Origin of the sequence: Haloferax prahovense DSM 18310 (assembly GCF_000336815.1) — an archaeon.
In the GTDB taxonomy this organism is placed as follows: domain Archaea; phylum Halobacteriota; class Halobacteria; order Halobacteriales; family Haloferacaceae; genus Haloferax; species Haloferax prahovense.
In genome coordinates this window covers 168930-188627 of the sequence record NZ_AOLG01000054.1, presented here as the reverse complement: position 1 = coordinate 188627, position 19698 = coordinate 168930, and the positions used below count along the sequence as shown (strand labels likewise).

Sequence of the window (19698 nt, the reverse complement as noted above, 5' to 3'; positions counted from 1 at the left end):
CGACCGTACCGGTCGAGTTCGGCGGCGGCGGTGTAGTAGGCTGCTAAGTGCGATATATATCGAAAGGGAGCCCTCGTGAGCGTCAGAAGTGAGTCGCGACAGAACGGAACGTCACCGAGGTCGACCGCGGACGCGCCGTTAGCGCCCGTTTCGGACGTAGTCCACAGCGCCGACGACGCCGGTGAGGAGCGTCAGCGCTATCCAGCGACCGGCGTCGTCGCCGCGCTTCTTGGCGTCGAGGCTGACCAGCCACGCGAGCGCGACGTGGGCGACCGCGGTGACGCCGAGGAGGGTTTTCAGGCGACCCATCAGGCTTCGTTGCGCGCGCCTTTCGCGACGCGCTTGTCGAGGCCGGCCGCGCGGATGTCGTCCCCGTCGACCGACGAGCGGAGCGCGTCCATGCCGTCGAAGCGGTCGATGCCGAAGTTGTCCGCGTACAGTTCCTCGACGCGGGTTAGCTCCTCGTCGGTGAGCTTCGGCACGTCGGAGGCCTTCGCCCACTCGTCGATGTCGTCTTTCGTGCGGAACGTCGGCGTGACGGCCGCGGTCTCGTCGTAGCCGAGGAGGTAGGCGATGGACGCCTGCGCCATGGTCCGCTCGCCGTCGCGTTCGAGGAAGCGGAGTTGTTCGAGCTTCTCCCAGCCCGTCTCGTACCACTCGTCGGGGCGGAAGCCGCGGTGGTCGCCGGAGCCGAGTTCGGTCTCCGGGCGGACCTGCTCGTTCAGGAGGCCCGAGGAGTGCGGCACGCGGGCGATGAGGCTCGTCGAGGAACCGGTCTCGCGGATGGTGTCGAGGAAGTGGTTGCCCACGTCCTGTTCGAAGGCGTTCCAGACGATTTGGAGCGCGTCGAACTCCTCTTCGATGGCCATGTCGCCTTCGGCCAGCCAGCCGATGGAGGGGCCGAGCGCCCAGCCGGTGGCCTTGATGAGGCCCTCCTCTTTGAGTTCGTCGAGGGCTTCGAGCACGTCGGGCGTGACTTCGTCGACGTTCGCGTTGTGGAGTTGCAGGAGGTCCACGTACTCCATGTCGAGGCGTTCGAGGCTCTTTTCGGTCGCCTCGCGGACCCACTCGCCGGTTATCTCCTTGGGGAGTTCGCCGTGACCGGCCTGCGGGTTGTTGTAGAAGTCGTAGCCGATTTTGGTGGCGACGGTGACCTCGTCGCGGTAGTCGGCGAGCGCTTCGCCGACGACCTCCTCGGAGTGGCCGTGGCCGTACACGTCGCCCGTGTCGAAGAAGTCGATGCCCCGGTCGATGGCGTGATGGAGCATCTCGATGGAGTCTTCGTCCGAGCGGTCGCCCCACCAGTCGGTCCCGACGACCCACGCACCGAAGCCGACCTCGCTGACTTCGATTCCGGAGGTGCCGAGTTCGCGGTAGTGCATGGCCGGCCCTACGGATTGGGGCGACTTATTGGGTGTGTTTTGTTTCCGTCTCGTGGGAATCCCCGGCGTGGGCGGCGCTCGCGTCCCGCGCTCGGCCTCCGGGCGCTGTGTGAATTTGCTCGACACCGAGTGAATCCGCAGATTCATGCACGGTGATGCCGAACCACGCCAGCAATGGACGTGATCCCGGTTCGAGTCGGATTTCTCTTCGCGACCGAACTCACGGAGGAACAGCGAGTGGCGTTCGAGTGGGCCGAGTCGATAGCGAGCGTCGAAACAATCTCCCTCGACGCCGTCGCAACCGGGGAGACCGACCTTTCCGAGTTCGACGTGCTGTGGTGGCACTCTGACCGCCACGTCGACGCCGACGTGCGTGCCCTCGCGGCCGAGTGTGTGCCCGCACTGGACGCGTACCTCGCCGACGGCGGCGGACTCCTCCTGACGCTCAACGCCCTCTCGGCGGTCGACGCGCTGGGAATCGACCCCGTCGCGCCCGACGCGGTCGGGACCGAGAACTCGCCGCACCCGACCGGACTGCTGACGAAGTCCATCCACGCGGACCACCCGCTGTTCGACGGGTTCGATACGCTGGGCGTCCACCTCCAACCACCCGAAGCGCCGCGCCCCTTCGCCCGGTACGAACACGTCCTCCCCGAGAACGGGCAGGTCCTCGCCAGCACGCTCCACGGCGACGACTTCCTCGTCGCGCTCAAGTCCGTCGTCGCGTGGGACCGCGGCGCGGGCGCGGTCTACGGTATCGGTGCCGAAGTCGCCTTTCTCACCCACCACGGCAACGACTTCGAGACGATGGGCGCGAACGAACACCTCCTCCGCAACGCGCTCGCGGTCCTCGGCGGCCCCGCCCACCGCAGACCGGCGTTCACCGACCGCCCCGCCGACGCCGAGGGGTTCGCCGCGATGCGCGAGCGACTCGGCGACGACCATCTCCGACCCCGGTACCACCTCGCCGGCCCCGCAAACTGGCTGAACGACCCGAACGGCGTCATCCAGCACGACGGGACCTACCACCTGTTCTACCAGTACAACCCCGGCGGACCGTTCCACGGGTCGATTCACTGGGGCCACGCGACCAGCGAGGACCTCCTGCACTGGACGGACCGACCGGTCGCGCTCGCGCCGGACCCGGACGGTCCGGACCGCGACGGCTGTTGGTCCGGGTGCGCCGTCGTCGACGGCGAGGGCGTGCCGACGATTATCTACACGGGCGGCCGCGACCACCACCAGCTTCCCTGTCTGGCGACGACGAGCGACCCGCTGCTCCGGTCGTGGGACAAAGCGCCCGACAATCCCGTCATCGAGACGCCCCCGGACGACCTCGACATCCTCGGGACCGACGACTGGGCCGCGGAGTTCCGCGACCACGCCGTCTGGAGGGTCGGCGACGACTGGTACCAGCTCATCGGCTCCGCAATCGCGGCGGTCGGCGGCGTCGCGCTCCTCTACCGCTCGCCCGACTTGCGCGAGTGGGAGTACGTCGGCCCGCTCCACTCCGGTAGCGAGGGTCACGGAACCGTCTGGGAGTGTCCGGAACTCCTCGACTTCGGCGACCACCAACTGCTGCACGTCTCGAACTACGAGGACGTGCGCTACTTCGTCGGCACCGCCGACCTCGACGCCCCGGAGTTCGCGGTCGAACGCGAGGGCCTGCTCGACTACGGCGACTTCTACGCCCCGCAGTCGACCGTCGTCGACGACGGCCGGACGCTCGCGTGGGGGTGGGTCAAAGAGACCCGCGGCGTCGACGCGCAGTGGCACGCCGGCTGGTCCGGGTTGCTCTCGCTCCCGCGCGAGCTTTCGGTGAACGCCGACGGCGAGTTCCGACAGCGACCCGCCGGAGAACTCGCCACCCTCCGCGGCCGTCACGTCGAACTCGACAGGCACGCACTCGACGCCGACGAGCACGCGTCGCTCGACCTCTCGGGCAACGCCTACGAACTCGCCGTCGACGTCGCGGTCGACGGCGACGGGGCGTTCGAACTCGGGCTGTTCGAGTCGCCGGCGCTGGGCGAGCGGACCGTCCTCCGGTACGACGGCGACCGCGTCACGGTCGACCGCGAGCGGAGCACCCGAGCCCACGACGCGGACCGAGAGCCCCGCTCGATGCCCGTCGAAGGCGAGTCGGTGTCGCTCCGCGTGTTCGTCGACTGTTCGGTCGTCGAGGTGTTCGCCGACGAGCAGCGCTGTCTGACGACTCGGGTCTACCCGACGCGCGCGGACGCCGACGGCGTCTCGGTCACGGTCCGACGCGGCGAGGGCGGCGGTCGGGTCGACGTCCGCTCGCTCGACGCGTGGGAACTCGACGCGACGTTCGAGGCGCGAAAACGAGAGTGACCGCCGCGTTCGTTCAGTAGTCGCCGCCGCGAGTGGCGTCCCCGTCTCGCTCCCACCACGGCGTCGGGAGCGTTTCGCGGGGGAGCGGCAGGTGCCCGTGGCCGAGCGTCCCGAGGACATCCGTCTCGTCGCCGTCGAGAGCGACCCGGACGGTCGGCGCGAGCGTGCCGCCGAACCGGCGCTGCTGTTCTTCGGGTGGGAGGAGTCCCACGTCGTCGAGGCTCGGTCGGTCGTAGTCGAAGTAGTTGAAGAACGACGAGACGAGGAGGTCGTCGCCGTGGTCGTAGACGAGCCACGAGTACGCCTGGAAGGGCGCGCCTTTCGGGTTCGTGAGAACCATCCCGTGGCCGTTCAGGGGTTCGTAGTCGCCCGCGAGGTCGTCGGCGACGAACCCGTAGAGGGCATCGTAGCCCGTCAGGCCGGGCGCGAACGTGTGGACGTGGCTGGAGACGAACAGGTGGTACGTCCCGTCGCGGACGACGAGGTGCGGGCGCTCCAGTTCCTGATTGACGCAGACGGCGTCGAGAAGCGGCGGCCGGAGTTCGAAGTCGGTCGGGTCGCCCGTCGGCGAGTGGGCGATGCCGACGCTCCCGTTGAACTCCTCCCAGACGGGGTCGTCGCACTCGCCGGCACCCTCGGGGACGGGCGTGTTCGCCTCGAAGAGGAGGTACGTCTCGCCCGACGCGGGGTCCTCGAAGAACCACGGGTCGCGGAAGGTGTATATCATCCCGCGCGACTGGTCCTCGCGCTCGTACCAGTCGCCGTCCGGCGTGAGGATGATTCGGTGGTCCCACGACCCCTCGATGCTGAATCCGGCGTCGTCGGTGCGGACGGTCCCCCCGGTGGCGACTGCGATGCGCTGGGTGTAGGTCAGTTCCTCGGCGCCGTCCTCTCCGGCCGCGGTGTAGTAGAGATAGACGTCGCCGCCGTCGCCGTCCGGGTCGTACATCGCCGACCCGGCCCACTGACGCTGGCCGAGCGCGCCGCCGTCGAAGACGACGCCGCCGGTGGTCCACTCCTCGCCGTCCCGGGAGTAGAAGTAGCGAATCGTCGCCACGTCGTGGCGCTTGCCGGGGAGGAGGTCCGACGACGACGTCAGCGAGAAGACGACGCGGTAGCCGTCGATTTCGGCGACGGAGCCGTCGCGGTTCCGGAGGAACCACGTGTCCCAGATGTGCAGGTCGTCGTCCAGTCGCTCGTCCGGGGGGTAGATGACCGGCGCGACGTTCGAGTCGTCGCGGCGGAGGCTTTCGGCGTGTTCCCGCGTCCACGCCGGAATCCCTTCTCTGAATTTTTCACTCATTATCGTGTAAACTCGGGCAACTGTGATAGGTTTCACCATTCGTATCACCCATCGGAGAGACGCCCCACTCGGTCCGTTTCGGGTTCCGTTCGCCACTAGCGACGGGCCGAACCTGTCTCATCAGACACGCACCAGACGCCCGAAACCAGCTAATATTGCCCGGAGGAGGCCTGACGCGGGGTTCGCACAACCGAATCCCTTTGAATCTCGACGGCTTACGACGGTGCAATGACGAAGGTCCACGTTTCGCTTCCGGCGGACGCCGAGGAAGGCCTCCAGGCGTTCATCGACGAGGTCGACGGCCGCCTCGCCTCGGACGAAGACACCTGCACGGTCGTTCGGGACACCCTCGTCGACCTGTTCGGCGACCGCGAGGCGTGGGAGCGCTGGCAGAACGGCAAGCCTGTCTCGCCCGCGACGCGGGTCCGACTGCAGGGGTACGACCCTTGCAACGCGACGCTCGAAGCCGAGTACTACGCCGAGAAGGACGACGAGAAGTTCAAGCGCTCGAAGCACCTCCAGTGGCTCTGGCGGCAGTTCGACGCGACGCCGATGGCCGACAACGTCGCCTTCGCCCTCCGATTCCGACAGATGCTCGCCAACCACCTCTTCGAGGAGGCCGGAGACAGCCTCCGCATCTTCAAGGGCGTCACCTTTTCGTACGGCCACAACATCTCCGTCGGCGACAACACGGTCATCCACGACGACGTGCACCTCGACGACCGCGGGAAACTCACCATCGGCGACCGCGTCTCCATCTCCGACAGCGTCCACATCTACAGCCACTCCCACGACACCGTCGACCAGACCGAGGTCAGAAACTACCACACGACCGTCGGCGACGACGCGCGCATCACCTACGACGCGATGGTGAACGCCGGCGTTTCGGTCGGCGAGAACGCCATCGTCGGGGCCCGGTCGGTCGTGCAGGGTGACGTGCCCGCCCACCACATCGCGGTCGGCTCGCCCGCCAAGAGCGTGAAAGTAAAGCCCGGCTTCGAGGACGCGGCCGAACCGCTCGACGTCGGCGGCGAGCGCCGCGCCGACGAGCGCGAGATTCCCTACGAGCTCCCCGACGACCTCGACGCCTTCGACGAGTTCGACCGCGACCTCGACGGACCGGTGGATTCTCACCGACGCGAGTAACTCCTTTTTCAGTGCGAGACCGCCGCGCCGGCATCGCCCGCGACCACCGTCGAGAGCGTCAGCAGACCCGTTCGACCGAAGAACCGATATAGCATGCTAACGTAAGTCAATGTGTGATGGACATCTGGGGTTGGATCGTCGTCTACGCCCTCGGGTTGACCCTGCTCCAGCTCCTGGTCTATCGGTACCTCGTCAACGGCGGTGAGCCGACGATGGGCGAGGGGGCCGGTCGGGACTCCGCCCGGACGGACCGCTACGCCCACCCCGAAATCGCGGCGTCGTTCGACGACGGCTCGCAGGCCGGCGTGCAGACGACGCCGACGGGCGAGCGCATCTGCCCGAACTGCGGGGTCGAAAACGAGGCCGACACCACCTTCGACCTCTGCTGGAACTGCACCCGACGGCTCCGGTGACGACTCGCGGCCGAGCCCGTTTTACCAGCCCTCGACTAACTACGCGTATCATGGCCGACGACGACGAACTCCACGGCGAAATCGACGCGCTGGCCCGCGACATCGAGCGGGCGATTCTCGAATTCGACTCGGCCCTCGAACGCCACGCGATGCTTCGGCAGACCGCCCGTGAGCCAGTGTTTCGCTCCGAATCGCCGGAGCTCGACGACGTGCAGAACCTGTTTTTCTGAGCCGGTGAGGCGGGTTACTGTTCGAAGAAAGTGAGCAGCAACGCGACGGCGATGTAGACGCCCGCACCGAGCAGCGCGAGCGGGGCCGGCTGACCGGTCCAGCCGACTGCGTCGGTGTACATCTGGAACGTGAGTAACAGCGCGAGCACCATCAGCCAGCGCCGAATCGACAGGAGGGCCGCTTCGATTTCCATGTCGTTCCGTTCGAACAACTGTCAGTAAAACCGGCTGTTCGCCGACCGGGACTGAGCAAACCGAAGGTTTGCGAAGGTCGGTCGGCAAACGACCGCAGGGAGTACCGTGAGTGAAACGAACGGTACGTCGGTGAGACTCTGTCTCACCGGAAATGCGCCGACCGGGAATTGAACCTGAGCCAGACGTTCCTCCTCGCGTTGCTCGTCGGCTGCGACTGGCAGGGTTCAGATTCCCTGCGAATTTCGTCTCACTACGTTCGACAGAAATGCGCCGACCGGGAATTGAACCTCACTCGCAACGCTCCGCGTTGCTCGCTGCTNTCCCTGCGAATTTCGTCTCACTACGTTCGACAGAAATGCGCCGACCGGGAATTGAACCTCACTCGCAACGCTCCGCGTTGCTCGCTGCTTCAATTCCCTCGGGGCGTATCTCTTCACGCCACGGGACTCGGAGCCGTTCGGCTCCTCGTCTGGTTCCGTTCAGAAGATGCGCCGACCGGGAATTGAACCCGGGCTCCGAGCTTGGGAAGCTCGTGTCCTACCACTGGACCATCGGCGCGCTTCGCTTGCGCCCCTGACTCGACCTCGCTCCGCTCGGTCGACCATCGGCGCTCATTGCATTCGCCCCGTGGCTGACTTCACTTCGTTCAGTCACCCATCGGCGCTCACATTCTTCGCCCCGCGCGTTGTCTCACTCCGTTCGACAACACATCGGCGCGCTTCGCTTTGAACCGCTTTCCGAAGCAAAAATCCGTAGATTGCGGGGGCACTTGAACGTAGCGCTTCACCCCATCACAGCCCCGCGAAAACTGGACGGCCGTCCATTGTTTTCGCGTGACACGTGACTATTTGGGCCCCCGGTCCCAACCGGCGCTCATGACATCCGTCGACGTTCTCTCGGAGGACGCCCCGTTCGACCTCCTGTTCTCCGAAGCGGAACTCGAAGCGCACCGCGAACACATCACGACCTTCATCGAAGACACCGTCGAGGCCGCCGGAGCCGACGGGGCCGTCCTCGGCCTGTCCGGGGGCATCGACTCGACGCTCACCGCCTTCCTCGCCGTCGAGGCGCTCGGAAAGGAGAATCTCCACGGGCTCGTCATGCCGAGCGTGGCGAACGCCGAGGACATGATGAGCGACGCCGAGGGGGTCGCCGAGATGCTGGGAATCGAGTACGACGTGGTCGAGATTCAGCCCATCGCCGAGACGTTCTTCGACACGTTCCCCGAGGCGGCCGACGACCGCATGGCCGCCGGGAACGTCTACGTCCGCACGCGGGCGGTGCTCAACTACTTCGTCGCCAACCACGAGAACCGCATCGTGCTCGGGACGGGCAACCGCGCCGAGGCGATGACCGGCTACTTCACGAAGTACGGCGACCAGGCGGTCGACTGCAACCCCATCGGGAACCTCTACAAACAGCAGGTCCGCCAGCTGGCCGCCCACGTCGGCGTGCCGGAGGAACTCGTGTTACAGACGCCCTCGGCCGAGATGTGGTCCGGCCAGACCGACGAGGGCGAACTGGGGCTCACCTACGACGCGCTCGACGCGATTCTCGCGCTCCACGTGGACGGCCCGCTCTCGAAGTCCGCGACGGTCCGCCACCTCGGCGTGACCGAAGCACAGGTCGACCGCGTGGTCGACCTCGTCGCGGGGAGCGCCCACAAGCGGTCGATGCCGCCCGCGCCGTCGGCGCTCGACGTGTAACCAGCCGTCGAATCGCTCCGTTCGCAGCACTCACTTTTCGCGCGACGCCGCGATGTCGTCGACGTTCGCCCGGTGAAGCTCGGCGAAGCCGGCGGCTTCGCGTTCGAGTCGCGCCTCCCGCCCGTCGCGGTCGCGCAGTCGTTCCTTGATGATTCGGAGCGACCGATGGTCGTTGTCGGCCATCGAGGCCGCGACCGCGCGCGGGTCGTCGACGATTCGGGAGACGAGGCCCATTCGGAGCGCCTCGTCGGCGTCGACGACGCGACCCGAAAGCGAGAATTCGAGGGCGTGACCCTCGCCGACGACCCGCGGGAGGCGGACGGTCCCGCCCCACGCGCCGAACAGCCCGAGTCGGACGCCCGGTTCGCCGAGGGTCGCCCGCGGGGTGGCCACCCGCACGTCGCAGGCGAGCGCGAGTTCGACGCCGCCGCCGCGGGCCGCGCCGTCGATGCCGGCGACGACGACCGATTCGGCGGCTTCGATGGCGTCGGCGACTCGTTGGCCCCGTTTTGCGAACGCCTCGGGGTCGTCGAGGTCGGCGACGCTGTCGAGGTCCGCGCCGGCGCAGAACGCCGGGCCGCTCCCCCGGAGGAGGACCACCGGCGCGTCGGCCTCGACGACCGCGGTTTCGAGGGCGTCGAGGTCGGTCGGTCTGAGCGCGTTCCGCCGCGCCGGGCGGTCGATGGTCACGACCCGGAGGTCGCCGTCGTCCGTCGTCCGTATCATACGCCCGTTGTGCCGTGGTTTTCCAAAGGTCTTTGCCCTCCCAACCGTAAGTCTCGGCCGATGGACGACGCCGTGCGAGCCCGCGAGGCCGCGCGCGAGGCCCTCTCCGATATCGAGCCCGAGGCCCTCCGTGCGGCGCTGGACGAACGCCTCGACGCCGCCTCCCTGACGCCGGCAGTGCTCACGTTCGTGAGCGCGCGGGCCGTCGAACCGAAGGTCGACCTGAACGGGATGGCCTCCCGCGCGGCCGGAGTGCAACTCATCTACGAGGGCCTCCGGCTCACCCGGTCGCTCGCCCACGACGAGCCGTGGACGCATCTCGAGAGCCCCGAGGAGGACACCGACGCCGACCTCGACATCCTCGCGGCGGACGTGCTCGTCTCGCGCGGCTTCTACCTCCTCGCCCGAACCGAGGCCGCCGACCACGCCGTCGAGACGGTTCGCGCCTTCGGCCGCGACCAGACTCGCCGCCGCTCGGCAGACGAAGCGGCACGCCCGAAGCTCGACGGCGAACTCGAAGTGAACATCTGCACGCTCGCTGTCGTCGCCGGCACCACGGCCGTCGGCTCGGCCCCGCCGACCGCCCTCGTGGAGTACGCCGCCGGGCTGGCCGATACCCACGACGGCGACTTCCCCCCGGCCGACGAGACCGTCTCCGAGGGGACCGTCGAGCGCATCGCGGCCCTCTACCGAGGCGGCGGTGGCGACGACGCGGTTACCTCCGCGGCGGACCGCTAATCGACATACGCTACCACGGTTCCGGGTCGGTTCGAATCGAAACCCCTAAAGAGTAACCCGGACAACCAAGGAATGCCTGCCTGGGTAGCTTAGCGGTAAAGCGCGTCCTTGGTAAGGACGAGACCCCGGGTTCAAATCCCGGCCTAGGCTCTTCTCGAAATCCAACTGTTGAGAGAGGCGTCTCGTCGCCGAGCAGTTGTTGGATTCCAGTTGAGACTGACACGTCTCACTCGCATGCTCATTCCTCCCAGTCCCACCACTCCCCACCACTCGCGGAACCCAACACATTCGCCTTCGAATACTGCGCAGCCTCGTCTTCGGTCAACGCCGTCGCCCACGACACCCGCTCGCCCTCCGCACCCGGTCCTCGACTGTCGTACTCCGCGTATTCGACCGTCTCCTCGGCTTCCGGGCGCGACCAGTTGTGCCACCCGTTGGGGAGCACGTGCGAGTCCATCCACGTGCGAATAAACGCGGTTCGGGCGTGGTTCCGCCACGGCCGGCCGAGATACACCTCGGAAACGTCGGGGTCGGCGGTCAGTTCGCAGTCGAGAAAGACGAAGCCGAAGGGCTCGTCCGCCGGCGTCGAGGCCGCCGTCGCGTACGAGTCGGCTTTCGAGTGGACGCGGCAGTCCTCGAAGACGGCGGTCGCACCGCCGAAAATGAAGTCGGTCGTCCCCTCGACGTAGCAGTCCGAGAAGTACTGGCACGCCCCCTCGCCGGCGGCGTAGATGGTGTCTTGGTGGCCGAGGAAGCGACAGTTCTCGAAGACTGCCCGGTCGGCATCCACGTGGAGCGAAACGGCCTGTCCGACCGGGCCGGCGCCGTTCTCGACGGTCAGGTCGCGGGCACGGAAGTCGTTGCCACGGACCTCCAGCGTGTAGGTGAAGAAGGTGCTGTTGCGCCCGCGGTCGATTTTCTCGAAGTGGTCGTCGTGGGTGATGACCGTCCCCTCGGCGCTCTCGCCGACGAGGGTGATGTCGGGGTTCCACGCGTGAACTTCGACCTTCTCGTCGTACACGCCGTCCCGGACGAGGATTCGGATTCGCTCCGGCGGGAACGACTTCGCACCGTCGATGGCGGCCTGAATCGTCTCGTAGTCGCCGGTGCCGTCCTTCGCGACGACGTAGTCGTACTCGTCGGGGTCGTCGGCCTCGGCGAGCGTACCGAGCAGTCCGACGGCGACGCCGAGCGAAATCAACGCGAGGATGAGAGGCGCGAGCATGGCACGTACGTAACGTGCCGCCGATATACGCTTGGGGGATAGCGGAGGAACTCACGGTCGGGCTGGGAACGGGAACGGGAACGGGAACGGGCCACCGCTTACCCGCAGCACCCCACACGAATGTTCACGATAGACATTTACACGCACGCGATGTCGCACTGAGTCATGAGACGGCTTTCGCGGTTCGGACCGACCCGCGTCCGGTGGGCGCTCTGGGCGCTCCTGACGACGGGCTTTCTCCTCGTCAGCTTTCATCGCGTCACCTCGGCGGTCCTCGCCGACGACCTCGCGCGGACGTTCGACACGACCGGCGCGGAGCTCGGCATGCTCCACGCCTCCTTTTTCTACATCTACGCCGGCCTGCAGCTCCCGGCGGGCATCCTCGTGGACCGCGCGGGGTCGCGCCGAGTCGCCGCCGGTGGACTCGCCGTGATGGCGCTCGGCGTCTTCGGCTTCGCGCTCGCGCCGACCTACGGGGTGGCGTTCGCCTCGCGGGCGCTCCTCGGCCTCGGCGGGAGCGTCCTCTACACGGCGACGCTTCGATTCCTCGCCAACTGGTACCGGCCGAACGAGTTCGCCACGATGACCGGGTGGACCGTCGCCGCGGCGGGCATGGGCGGCGTGCTGGCGACGACGCCGCTCGCGGTCGCAATCGACTCGGTCGGCTGGCGTTCGGTCCTCCTCGGGGTCGGCGTCGGCGGCGTCGGCCTCGCCGTCGTGACGTACCTCGCGGTCCGCGACCGGCCGCGAGACGCCGGATTCGAGCCCCTCGACGGCGTCCGCCCGCCCGCGTCGTCGGTCGAACTCGGGACGGTCGTCGAGAACACGAGGCGCGTCCTCCGCGAGGGCGAGACGTGGCTGATGGGGACGATGCTGTTTCTGGTCTTGGGCACGAACTTCACCGTCACCGGCCTGTGGGGCGTGCCCTACATCGCCGACCTCTACGACGTGTCGGTCCGGACGGCGTCGCTTTTCGTCTTCGTCGGTAACGTCGGCTTCCTCCTCGGGTCGCCCGTCCTCGGGACGCTCTCGGACCGCATCGGCTACCGCACCGAACTCATCGTCGCCTCCTGTGTCGTCTTCACCCTCGCGTACGGACTCGTGTTCCTCCTCGTGACGCCGCCGCTCCTCGTGGTCGGCGTCCTGCTGTTCTCGGCGCTGTTCGTCATGGGCGGGGCCGTCATCGCCTTCACGGTCGCCAAGGAGCGCCACGACGCCACCGCGAGCGCGACGGTCACGGGCGCGATAAACAGCATGGGATACTTCGGCGCGGCGCTGTTTCCGGCGGTGATGGGTCTCGCCCTCGACGCCTACTGGACGGGCGAGACGGTGGCCGGCGCGCGGGTCTACACGCCGACCGGCTACCGCGTCGCGTTCGGCATCGCCACCGCCGCGGGCGTCGTCGCGGTGTGCTGTGCGTACCTGCTCCATCGGCGGGAGTCCCGTGCCGATGCGGCCCCGTCGCCGACCGCGAAACCGACCGACTGAGCCGCGCGTTCGCCGAGAACATAGCCACCTCAGCCGTCGTACCGCGCTAACACGAACGGGTACTGGCTCCCCAGCTCGTCGTCCACGACGAACTCCGCTTCGACCGCGAACCCGGTCGAATCGAGCGTCTCGTAGGTCTCGTCGATGTCGGGGAAGCTCCAGCGCATCTCGACGCCGCTGTCGAGCCAGTCGGGGTTCGACCCGGTCCACGCCTCGCCGCCGACGGTCGAAAGCAGGGTGCCGCCGGGCCGGAGGACGCGGGCGAACTCCGCGAACACCCGCTCGTGTTCGGCCACCGGAACGTGGATGACGGAGTAGAACGCGCAGACGGCGTCGAAGGAGTCCGACCGGACCGGAAGCGCGGTCATGTCTCCCTGTGCGAACCGCGCCGCCGGCACGTCTCGGCGGGCGCGGCGCAGTTGCTCGCGGGAGAAGTCGACGCCGACCACGTCGAAGTCGGCCGCGAGGGCGTCCGTCACGGGCGTTCCCTGCCCGCAGCCGGCGTCGAGCACCCGCGCGTCCGGGTCGAGGGCGTCGGCAAGTTCGTCGAGCACCGCGGGCGCGTCGTCGCTCCGCTGGTCGAGGTAGTCGTCGGCAAGGCGGTCGTACGCATCTCTGACGGCGCATCGTTGGTCTGTCATTCTGGAACTCGGGTGAGTTCGACCGCGCGGCCGTCAGATAAGTGTCTTGTCCCGGTCGGCCCTCTCGCGGGCTGTCGGGTCGAGACGCAAGCGACGCTGAAAAAACGGAGAATCGGCGGTCGAGACGCCTCGAAAACGGGAGTCGCTTACCGGAGGTCGCGGACGAACCGCTCCGGCACGTAGTCGACGACGTGGTCGGGTATCGCCGCGACGGCGGTCTCCGCGATGGCGACCATCGGTTTCCGGAGCAGGACGTAGACGCCGGAGACGGCGACCGCGGCGATGACGAGCGTCTCCGCGAGGCCGTCGAAGGCGAGGACCGGCGGGACGGCAAAGGCGAGCGTCAGCGCGAGGTCCTCGGGCGCGCCGTCGTAGCGAATCAGGCGCTTCGGAGCGAGCCACCGGCCGTTCCAGTGGTCGTAGACGGCGCGCTCGGAGGTGCCGAGCCACGGCTTGAGTTCGAGGCCGCCGCCGAGCACGTCGGACGCGGAGTGGAGCGCGGCCGCCGCGAGGAACAGCGCGACGGCGAGCGTCGTGGTCGTCGGGTTCAGCGCGGCGACCGCTACCGCGGGCACGGCGAGCGCGCTGAAGTACACGGGGAAGTGGAGGGTCTTCCGGTGGCCCGCGTACAGATCGAAGTCGGGGAACAGGCCGCCGAGTGCGGCCGCGAGCACCGGGAGCATCCCGGCCTCGGGGACCAGCGCCCACACGGCGGTGCCGAGGACGACACCCGCGAGGGCGTGAGTGGTGGCCATCATCGATGGGGCGTATGCAATCTGGAGGAAAAACGATGTCGGTGGTCGTGCTAGCTAGACTCACGGTCGAATTTAGGCTGCTCAGGTCGTAGCACACCGCGATGGTCCCCAGTCGAATCGAGCGACTCGCGGGGCGGGCGATTCAGGCCATCATCGTGTGTATCTTCCTCGTCGGTCTCTACACGCGGAACCTGAGCGTCACCGTCAACGCCGTGCTCGCGCTGGCGGCGACGTTCCTCCCCGCGGTGCTCCGCCGCGACTGGCAGATTCGACTCCACCCGCTTCTCGGCCTCTGGCTGGCGTTGGCGGTGTTGTTCCACGCCATCGGCATGCTCGGCCCGTACCACTACATCGACTGGTGGGACCACGTCACCCACACGCTCTCGGCGACCGTGGTCGCGGCGGTCGGCTACGTCACCGCGCGGGCCGTCGACGAGTACACCGAGACCGTCTACCTCCCCGACCGCTTCATGTTCGTCTACATCCTGCTTTTCACGCTCGCGGCCGGCGTGTTCTGGGAGGTACTTGAGTTCGGTGCGCGACTCGCCGCCGACGCCGTCGGCTCGGAGGCCGTCCTCGTTCAGTACGGTCTCGACGACACTATCGTCGACCTCGTCTTCGATACGGTCGGCGCGGTGCTCGTCGCCCTCTTCGGGACGCCGTCACTCGCGGACACCATCGATTCGGTCACGGAGCGACTCGAACGGACTCGACCCTGACGGGGGCCATCTTTTAGCCATCCGGTGTGCATACTACTACCATGAAATTCGTTATCGTTGGCTACGGCCGCGTGGGCTCGCGGACCGCCCGCGTGCTCCGGGAGGAGGGCCACGACGTGACGGTCGTCGACAACAACGACAAGAAAGTCGACCGCGCCCGCGACGAGGGCTTCGAGGCGGTTCTCGGCGACGGCGGGACCGAAAGCGTCCTGCGGGAAGCGGGCGTCGAGGGCGCAGACGCCGTCGGCGGGCTGACCGGCGACCCGAACATCAACTTCGCGGCCTGCATGCTCGGAAAAGAGTACGACTGCCGGACGGTCATGCGCATCAGCGAGGACTACCGCCAGGAGATTTACGAGCGCTACGCCGACGACGTGGACGAGATTATCTACCCCGAACGCCTCGGCGCGGCCGGCGCGAAGACGGCGCTCCTCGGCGGCGACTTCAACGCCATCGGCGACCTCACCGACCAGCTCCGACTGACGACGGTAACCGTCCCCGACGGCGCACCCATCGTCGGCGACCACGTCGCCAACATCGACCTCGGCGCGGACGGTCGCGTCTACGCCCACGGCCGGGAGCGCGAGCCGATGACGATTCCGCTTCCGGGGACCGTCGTCGAACCCGGCGACCAACTCGCGCTGCTCACGGAGCGAAACGCGTTGGAACGGGTTCGGTCGAAACTACTCGGCTGACGCCGCGCCGACGTTCGCGGGTCGAAAGGCTTCTCTGCGGTGTAATTTGTTTCGGAAAACAGCGCCGTGGTGGCGGCGCCGCATGTCGTACCGGGGGAACCAGAACGACGATGGTGGTGGTGGTTTTCGTGCCGGGCGCGCCGGTGGGAGGATGGGAACTGAGGCCGAGTGCGCGCCCCATACTCGGGTACGTACGGGGAACCTTAAATCTGCGTCAGACAGGGGTCACACGCTATCTACGTGCAATATCTGCTGTTATACCGCGGTCGTTGCGCCCCGCCAATCGCCCCGCACTCAGTAGACGAGTTTCCCCTCGACGAACTGGCGGACCCGGTCGTCGTCCGGCGACCCGAACACCTCGTCGGTTGGTCCCGATTCGATACACGTCCCGCCGAGGATGACGGCCGTCCGGTCTGACACCCGCCGGGCCTGTTGCATGTCGTGAGTCGCGAGTGCGACGGCGATGCCGCGGTCCCGTGCCGCCCGCATCGCAGACTCGATGGCGGCGGTGTTCCGCGGGTCGAGGTTCGAGGTCGGTTCGTCCAGCAGTAACACGTCCGGGTCGGGTGCGAGCGCCCGCGCGATGGCGACGCGCTGGGCCTCGCCCGCCGACAGCGACCCGGCGTCACGGTCGACCTTGTCGAACATCCCGACGGTCCGAAGCGCCTTTTCGACCGTGTCCGACGGCTCGTCGCGGCCGAACAGCCCTTCGACCGCGTCGCGGATGCGAGCCGACCACGACCGGCGGACTCGGAGGCCGTAAGAGACGTTCTCTTCGACCGTCGTCGAGAAGAGACTCCGCGTCTGGAACGCCATCCCGATTCGCCGTCTGACCGCCAGTCGGCGCGCTTCGGGGAGGTCCCATACGTCGTCGCCGCCGACTTCGACCGCCCCCTCGTCGGGACGCTCGAACATGGCGAGCAGTCGGAAGAGCGTCGTCTTGCCCGTCCCCGAGGGGCCGACGACGGCGAGAATCTCGCCCGGTTCGACGGCCAGCGAGATATCTTCCAGCACCGCGCCGTTGCCGAAGCCGTGGCCGAGGTCGTGAGCCGCGAGTCGGGTCCCGCCGCGCCCCGCCCCGTTCGACGCCGGGTCGGACGCGGCTGGTTCGTCGGCCCCGCCGACACCGGACCCGTCGGTGCCGGGTCTCTCGGCCGTCATCGCCCCCTCCCGTTCCGTCCGGGGGTCCGGTCGCGGAAGCGCGCGCCGAGGGCGTTCACGCCGAGGACGAGCGCGAGCAGGATGGCTCCGAGCGCGATGCCCGTCTCGATGTTCCCCTTCCGCGCCTCGACGGTGATGGCCGTCGTGAGCGTCCGGGTGAACGACGTGCTGTCCGAGAAGACGATGTTGCCGCCGACGATGAGGACGGAGCCAACCTCGCTGATGGCGCGGCCGTAGGCGGCCAGAAGCGCCGTGACGATGCCGTAGCGCGCCTCGCGGACGACCAACAGGGCGACGTCCGTCGAGGTGCCGCCGGCGGCGAAGGCGGCGTCTCTGAGGTCCTGTGGAACCGACTGGACCGCCGACAGCGAGACGCTCACGAGGACGGGGAGCGCGAGGATGGTCTGCGAGAGAATCATCGCCTCGGGCGTAAACAGCAGGTCGAACGTCCCGAGCGGTCCCGAGCGGGACAGCGCCAAGAGGACGACGAGGCCGACGACGACGCTCGGAAAGCCCATCCCCGTCGAGATGACGGAGGTGACGACCGACTTCCCGTAGAAGTCGCGGAACCCGACCGCCAGCGAGATTGGGAGGCCGAGCGCGGCGCTCAGCGCGACCGCCGCGGTGCTCACGTACAGCGAGACGGCCGTGATGCTGACGAGGTAGGTGAGGTTCAGGTCGCCGAGGGCGAACACGGGCGGTGGTGGGGTCCGACCGGACTAAAAGTCCTCGGGGACGTGCTGTGTCACCCACGACTCGAACTGCGCGTCGGAGACCGACGCCGACGACGAGGCGTTCTCCCCGCCGTCGTAGTTCTCGGGGACGTACTGGCCGAACTGCGGCCCCTCCGAGAGCGCGTTGGGGAAGAACAACTGCGACCCGTTAGCCGTGTAGTTGCTGATTATCTCTTGGCCCTCGGGGCTCGTGAGGAAGCCGGCGTACGCCATCGCCAGCGAGTAGTTCACGTCGGGGGACTTCGCGGGGTTGACCGGGATGACGCCGTAGGGGTTCTTCAGGATGGTCGGGCCGCCCTTGAGCGGGCCCTGGACCTGGATTTCGAGGTCGATGTTGTCCTGCGTCGCGAGGAACGTTCCGCGGTCGGAGAGCGTGTACGCGCCCGACTGGTCGGCCTGCACGAGCGTGTCGCCCATGCCTTTGCCGATTTCGCGGTACCACGTCCCCGACGGCTCGACGCCGGCGGCCTCCCAGATGAGCAGTTCCTTCTTGTTCGTCCCGGAGTCGTCGCCGCGGGAGACGAACGTCGCCTCGGCGTCCGCAATAGTCGCGAACGCGTCGGCCGCGCTCTCCATCCCCGAGCTGCCCGCGGGGTCGTCCGCCGGCCCGACGACGACGAAGTCGTTGAACATCACGTCGCGGCGGTTGACGCCGTAGCCCTCTCGGAGGAACTCGTCTTCCGCGCCGCGGGCGTGGACGAGAATCACGTCGGCGTCGCCGTTCCGCGCCGTCTCGATGGCCGCGCCGGTTCCCTGCGAGATGGTCTTCACGCGGGCGTTGAACTTCTCTTCGAACACCGGGTTCAGGGCGTCGAGCAGTCCCGTGTCGTACGTGCTCGTCGTCGTCGCCAGCGTCAGTTCCTGGGTCGCGCCGCTCCCGCTTTGGCTCTCTTCGGTTCCTTCCGCACCCCCGCCGTTCGCCTGCGGAGGGCTCGTGTCGCCCGTGCATCCACTCAGTCCGAGAATCGCGCCGACACCGGCCGCCTGTAAGAAACGCCGTCGCTCTATCGCCATGCATTGTGGTTTGCCGAACGCGGATTAACTGTTTCCCACGCAACGTAATCACAAATCATTTCAATATCCATGAATCGTAACGATTCGAGTCCGAAACCGGTTGCGTCGGATTCTTTTCGACCCGTCCCGTGGTGACGGACATGAGTTGGGAGTCGCTTTTCGCTCGCGCCGCCGCCTACGAGACGACCGAGGCCGACATCACCGAGGCGCTTCGCGCCCGCCGAGGTGACGATGCCTGAGACGGAACTCTCGCCCGCGCGGGTCGTCGCCGACGCCGACGTGCTCGCGGCCGACCTCCTCGCCGACGGCCCCGCCAGAGCGGCGCTCGACCACCTCCGCCGGCACTCGTGGACGACGCTCGTCGCCAGCGACCCGCTTCTCGACGACGCCGAGGCGGTCGTCTCGTCGCTCGCGGACGCCGACCTCGCGGCTGACTGGCGCGAGAAGGTCGAGTCGTGGGTCGAACTCGTCTCCCACCCGGACGGTGACAACCCCGCGCTGGCGTCGGCCTACCGCGGCGGCGCGATGCACCTCCTCACGTTCGACGACCGCCTCAGTTCGGCGCAGGCGGGCGCGGCGCTCGGCGGTCGCTTCCCCGTCAGCGTCCGACACCCGAAGGCGTTCGCGACGCTGTTCGCGCCGGAGAGTCTCTACGTCGAGGTCGAAGGCGGGTCGTACCCCGGTCCGGACCGCGACCCGCGGGCGTAGACGCCGGCCGCCCGCCCGACGGCTCAGTCGCCGTTGACGATTCGAGTCACCGCGAAGATGGCGAGAACGGTCACGAGACCGAAGGCGAGGGCGACGCCGAGGCTCCGGGAGGCGTCGCCGAAGAACACCGCGATGGCGGCGAAGACGGCGATGCCGTAGCCGCTCGCCGCGCCGGCGGCGACGACGTTTGCTCGGTTCATGCGTCTCCGTAGGCGCTCGCCGACCCTGAGTGTGAACCCCCGCGATTGTGGGGAGTGGCGGGAGCGGCTCTCGCGGGGCGTGTGCTGTCGATACCGTTGGAGGGGCCGATGGCGAGCCCGACGGGCTCGTCGTAGTCGGGGAACATCGTGGCTAATGTGTCACCGCC

Annotated in this window: 22 protein-coding genes and 2 tRNA genes; 11 read left to right on the top strand and 13 right to left on the bottom strand. The window is 67.9% G+C overall.

Annotation, left to right across the window (positions count from 1 at the left end; all coding sequences use genetic code 11):
- Nucleotides 1–138: 138 nt before the first annotated feature.
- Together C457_RS20715 and C457_RS16785 are read right to left on the bottom strand one after the other, a co-directional pair.
- Nucleotides 139–309, bottom strand: coding sequence for a hypothetical protein (locus tag C457_RS20715; RefSeq protein WP_004976399.1), 171 nt, complete (start codon nt 307–309; stop codon nt 139–141).
- A complete protein-coding gene (locus C457_RS16785) occupies nt 309–1382 on the bottom strand; it encodes an aldo/keto reductase (RefSeq protein WP_008096529.1) in 1074 nt (357 codons plus the stop codon). The genes C457_RS20715 and C457_RS16785 overlap by 1 nt, the downstream gene beginning before the upstream one ends.
- Before the next feature lie 174 nt (nt 1383–1556).
- On the opposite strand from C457_RS16785, the gene C457_RS16780 reads away from it, so the two are divergent.
- Nucleotides 1557–3734 carry a GH32 C-terminal domain-containing protein gene (locus C457_RS16780; RefSeq protein ID WP_008096528.1) on the top strand — a complete coding sequence of 726 codons (2178 nt, stop codon included), beginning with the start codon at nt 1557–1559 and terminating at the stop codon, nt 3732–3734.
- A 13-nt stretch (nt 3735–3747) separates the two neighbouring features.
- Here the strand turns inward: C457_RS16780 and C457_RS16775 are convergent, their stop codons facing one another.
- A complete protein-coding gene (locus C457_RS16775) occupies nt 3748–5037 on the bottom strand; it encodes a glycoside hydrolase family 68 protein (RefSeq protein ID WP_008096527.1) in 1290 nt (429 codons plus the stop codon).
- A 228-nt stretch (nt 5038–5265) separates the two neighbouring features.
- On the opposite strand from C457_RS16775, the gene C457_RS16770 reads away from it, so the two are divergent.
- The 3 genes from C457_RS16770 to C457_RS16760 all read left to right on the top strand — a co-directional run bounded on the left by C457_RS16770 (nt 5266) and on the right by C457_RS16760 (nt 6826).
- Entirely contained in the window at nt 5266–6183 is a 918-nt protein-coding gene (locus tag C457_RS16770) for an acyltransferase (RefSeq protein ID WP_008096526.1), read from the top strand.
- A gap of 116 nt (nt 6184–6299) precedes the next feature.
- Nucleotides 6300–6596: a DUF7577 domain-containing protein gene (locus tag C457_RS16765; protein ID WP_008096524.1), complete on the top strand. Its 297-nt coding sequence runs from the start codon at nt 6300–6302 to the stop codon at nt 6594–6596.
- Nucleotides 6597–6646: 50 nt separating this feature from the next.
- The gene (locus C457_RS16760; protein WP_004976393.1) at nt 6647–6826 is read left to right on the top strand and encodes a hypothetical protein; all 180 of its coding nucleotides are present in this window, start codon (nt 6647–6649) and stop codon (nt 6824–6826) included.
- 14 nt (nt 6827–6840) lie between these two features.
- Here the strand turns inward: C457_RS16760 and C457_RS16755 are convergent, their stop codons facing one another.
- Both C457_RS16755 and C457_RS16750 read right to left on the bottom strand, forming a co-directional pair.
- A complete protein-coding gene (locus tag C457_RS16755; protein ID WP_049913676.1) occupies nt 6841–7020 on the bottom strand; it encodes a hypothetical protein in 180 nt (59 codons plus the stop codon).
- A gap of 488 nt (nt 7021–7508) precedes the next feature.
- Nucleotides 7509–7579 (bottom strand) — tRNA-Gly (locus C457_RS16750).
- Between the two features lie 317 nt (nt 7580–7896).
- On the opposite strand from C457_RS16750, the gene C457_RS16745 reads away from it, so the two are divergent.
- On the top strand, nt 7897–8727 hold the full coding sequence (locus tag C457_RS16745; protein WP_008096520.1) for an NAD+ synthase: 831 nt from the start codon (nt 7897–7899) through the stop codon (nt 8725–8727).
- A gap of 30 nt (nt 8728–8757) precedes the next feature.
- On the opposite strand, the gene C457_RS16740 is transcribed toward C457_RS16745, so the two are convergent.
- Nucleotides 8758–9453 (bottom strand): enoyl-CoA hydratase/isomerase family protein, encoded by a 696-nt coding sequence (locus C457_RS16740; protein ID WP_008096518.1) that lies wholly within the window; start codon nt 9451–9453, stop codon nt 8758–8760.
- Nucleotides 9454–9513: 60 nt separating this feature from the next.
- Here C457_RS16740 and C457_RS16735 point away from each other — a divergent pair, with 60 nt between their 5' ends.
- Together C457_RS16735 and C457_RS16730 are read left to right on the top strand one after the other, a co-directional pair.
- Complete coding sequence (locus C457_RS16735; RefSeq protein ID WP_004041762.1) at nt 9514–10191, top strand: DUF7114 family protein; 678 nt, start codon at nt 9514–9516, stop codon at nt 10189–10191.
- A 78-nt stretch (nt 10192–10269) separates the two neighbouring features.
- Nucleotides 10270–10341: transfer RNA gene (locus C457_RS16730), tRNA-Thr, on the top strand.
- Between the two features lie 88 nt (nt 10342–10429).
- Here the strand turns inward: C457_RS16730 and C457_RS16725 are convergent.
- On the bottom strand, nt 10430–11416 hold the full coding sequence (locus C457_RS16725) for a pectinesterase family protein (protein ID WP_008096517.1): 987 nt from the start codon (nt 11414–11416) through the stop codon (nt 10430–10432).
- 165 nt (nt 11417–11581) lie between these two features.
- Here C457_RS16725 and C457_RS16720 point away from each other — a divergent pair, with 165 nt between their 5' ends.
- On the top strand, nt 11582–12904 hold the full coding sequence (locus C457_RS16720) for an MFS transporter (protein WP_008096516.1): 1323 nt from the start codon (nt 11582–11584) through the stop codon (nt 12902–12904).
- A 29-nt stretch (nt 12905–12933) separates the two neighbouring features.
- Here C457_RS16720 and C457_RS16715 read toward each other — a convergent pair whose 3' ends face one another.
- Nucleotides 12934–13545 carry a class I SAM-dependent methyltransferase gene (locus C457_RS16715; protein ID WP_008096515.1) on the bottom strand — a complete coding sequence of 204 codons (612 nt, stop codon included), beginning with the start codon at nt 13543–13545 and terminating at the stop codon, nt 12934–12936.
- A 146-nt stretch (nt 13546–13691) separates the two neighbouring features.
- Entirely contained in the window at nt 13692–14303 is a 612-nt protein-coding gene (locus C457_RS16710) for a metal-dependent hydrolase (protein WP_172795736.1), read from the bottom strand.
- Nucleotides 14304–14401: 98 nt separating this feature from the next.
- On the opposite strand from C457_RS16710, the gene C457_RS16705 reads away from it, so the two are divergent.
- Nucleotides 14402–15019, top strand: a complete 618-nt coding sequence (locus tag C457_RS16705; RefSeq protein ID WP_008096514.1) for a hypothetical protein — start codon at nt 14402–14404, stop codon at nt 15017–15019.
- 41 nt (nt 15020–15060) lie between these two features.
- A complete protein-coding gene (locus C457_RS16700) occupies nt 15061–15714 on the top strand; it encodes a potassium channel family protein (protein WP_008096513.1) in 654 nt (217 codons plus the stop codon).
- 294 nt (nt 15715–16008) lie between these two features.
- Here C457_RS16700 and C457_RS16695 read toward each other — a convergent pair whose 3' ends face one another.
- Genes C457_RS16695 through C457_RS16685 form a run of 3 tightly spaced genes read right to left on the bottom strand, consistent with a single transcriptional unit; the run spans nt 16009 to nt 18623 of the window.
- The gene (locus tag C457_RS16695; RefSeq protein ID WP_008096511.1) at nt 16009–16875 is read right to left on the bottom strand and encodes an ABC transporter ATP-binding protein; all 867 of its coding nucleotides are present in this window, start codon (nt 16873–16875) and stop codon (nt 16009–16011) included.
- The gene (locus tag C457_RS16690) at nt 16872–17570 is read right to left on the bottom strand and encodes an ABC transporter permease (RefSeq protein ID WP_004976378.1); all 699 of its coding nucleotides are present in this window, start codon (nt 17568–17570) and stop codon (nt 16872–16874) included. The genes C457_RS16695 and C457_RS16690 overlap by 4 nt, the downstream gene beginning before the upstream one ends.
- Before the next feature lie 24 nt (nt 17571–17594).
- The gene (locus C457_RS16685; RefSeq protein ID WP_008096509.1) at nt 17595–18623 is read right to left on the bottom strand and encodes a substrate-binding domain-containing protein; all 1029 of its coding nucleotides are present in this window, start codon (nt 18621–18623) and stop codon (nt 17595–17597) included.
- Between the two features lie 231 nt (nt 18624–18854).
- Between C457_RS16685 and C457_RS16680 the strand changes: the two genes are divergently transcribed.
- A complete protein-coding gene (locus C457_RS16680; RefSeq protein WP_008096507.1) occupies nt 18855–19331 on the top strand; it encodes a PIN domain-containing protein in 477 nt (158 codons plus the stop codon).
- Nucleotides 19332–19354: 23 nt separating this feature from the next.
- On the opposite strand, the gene C457_RS20710 is transcribed toward C457_RS16680, so the two are convergent.
- Nucleotides 19355–19531, bottom strand: a complete 177-nt coding sequence (locus C457_RS20710; RefSeq protein WP_008096505.1) for a hypothetical protein — start codon at nt 19529–19531, stop codon at nt 19355–19357.
- Nucleotides 19532–19698: the final 167 nt, after the last annotated feature.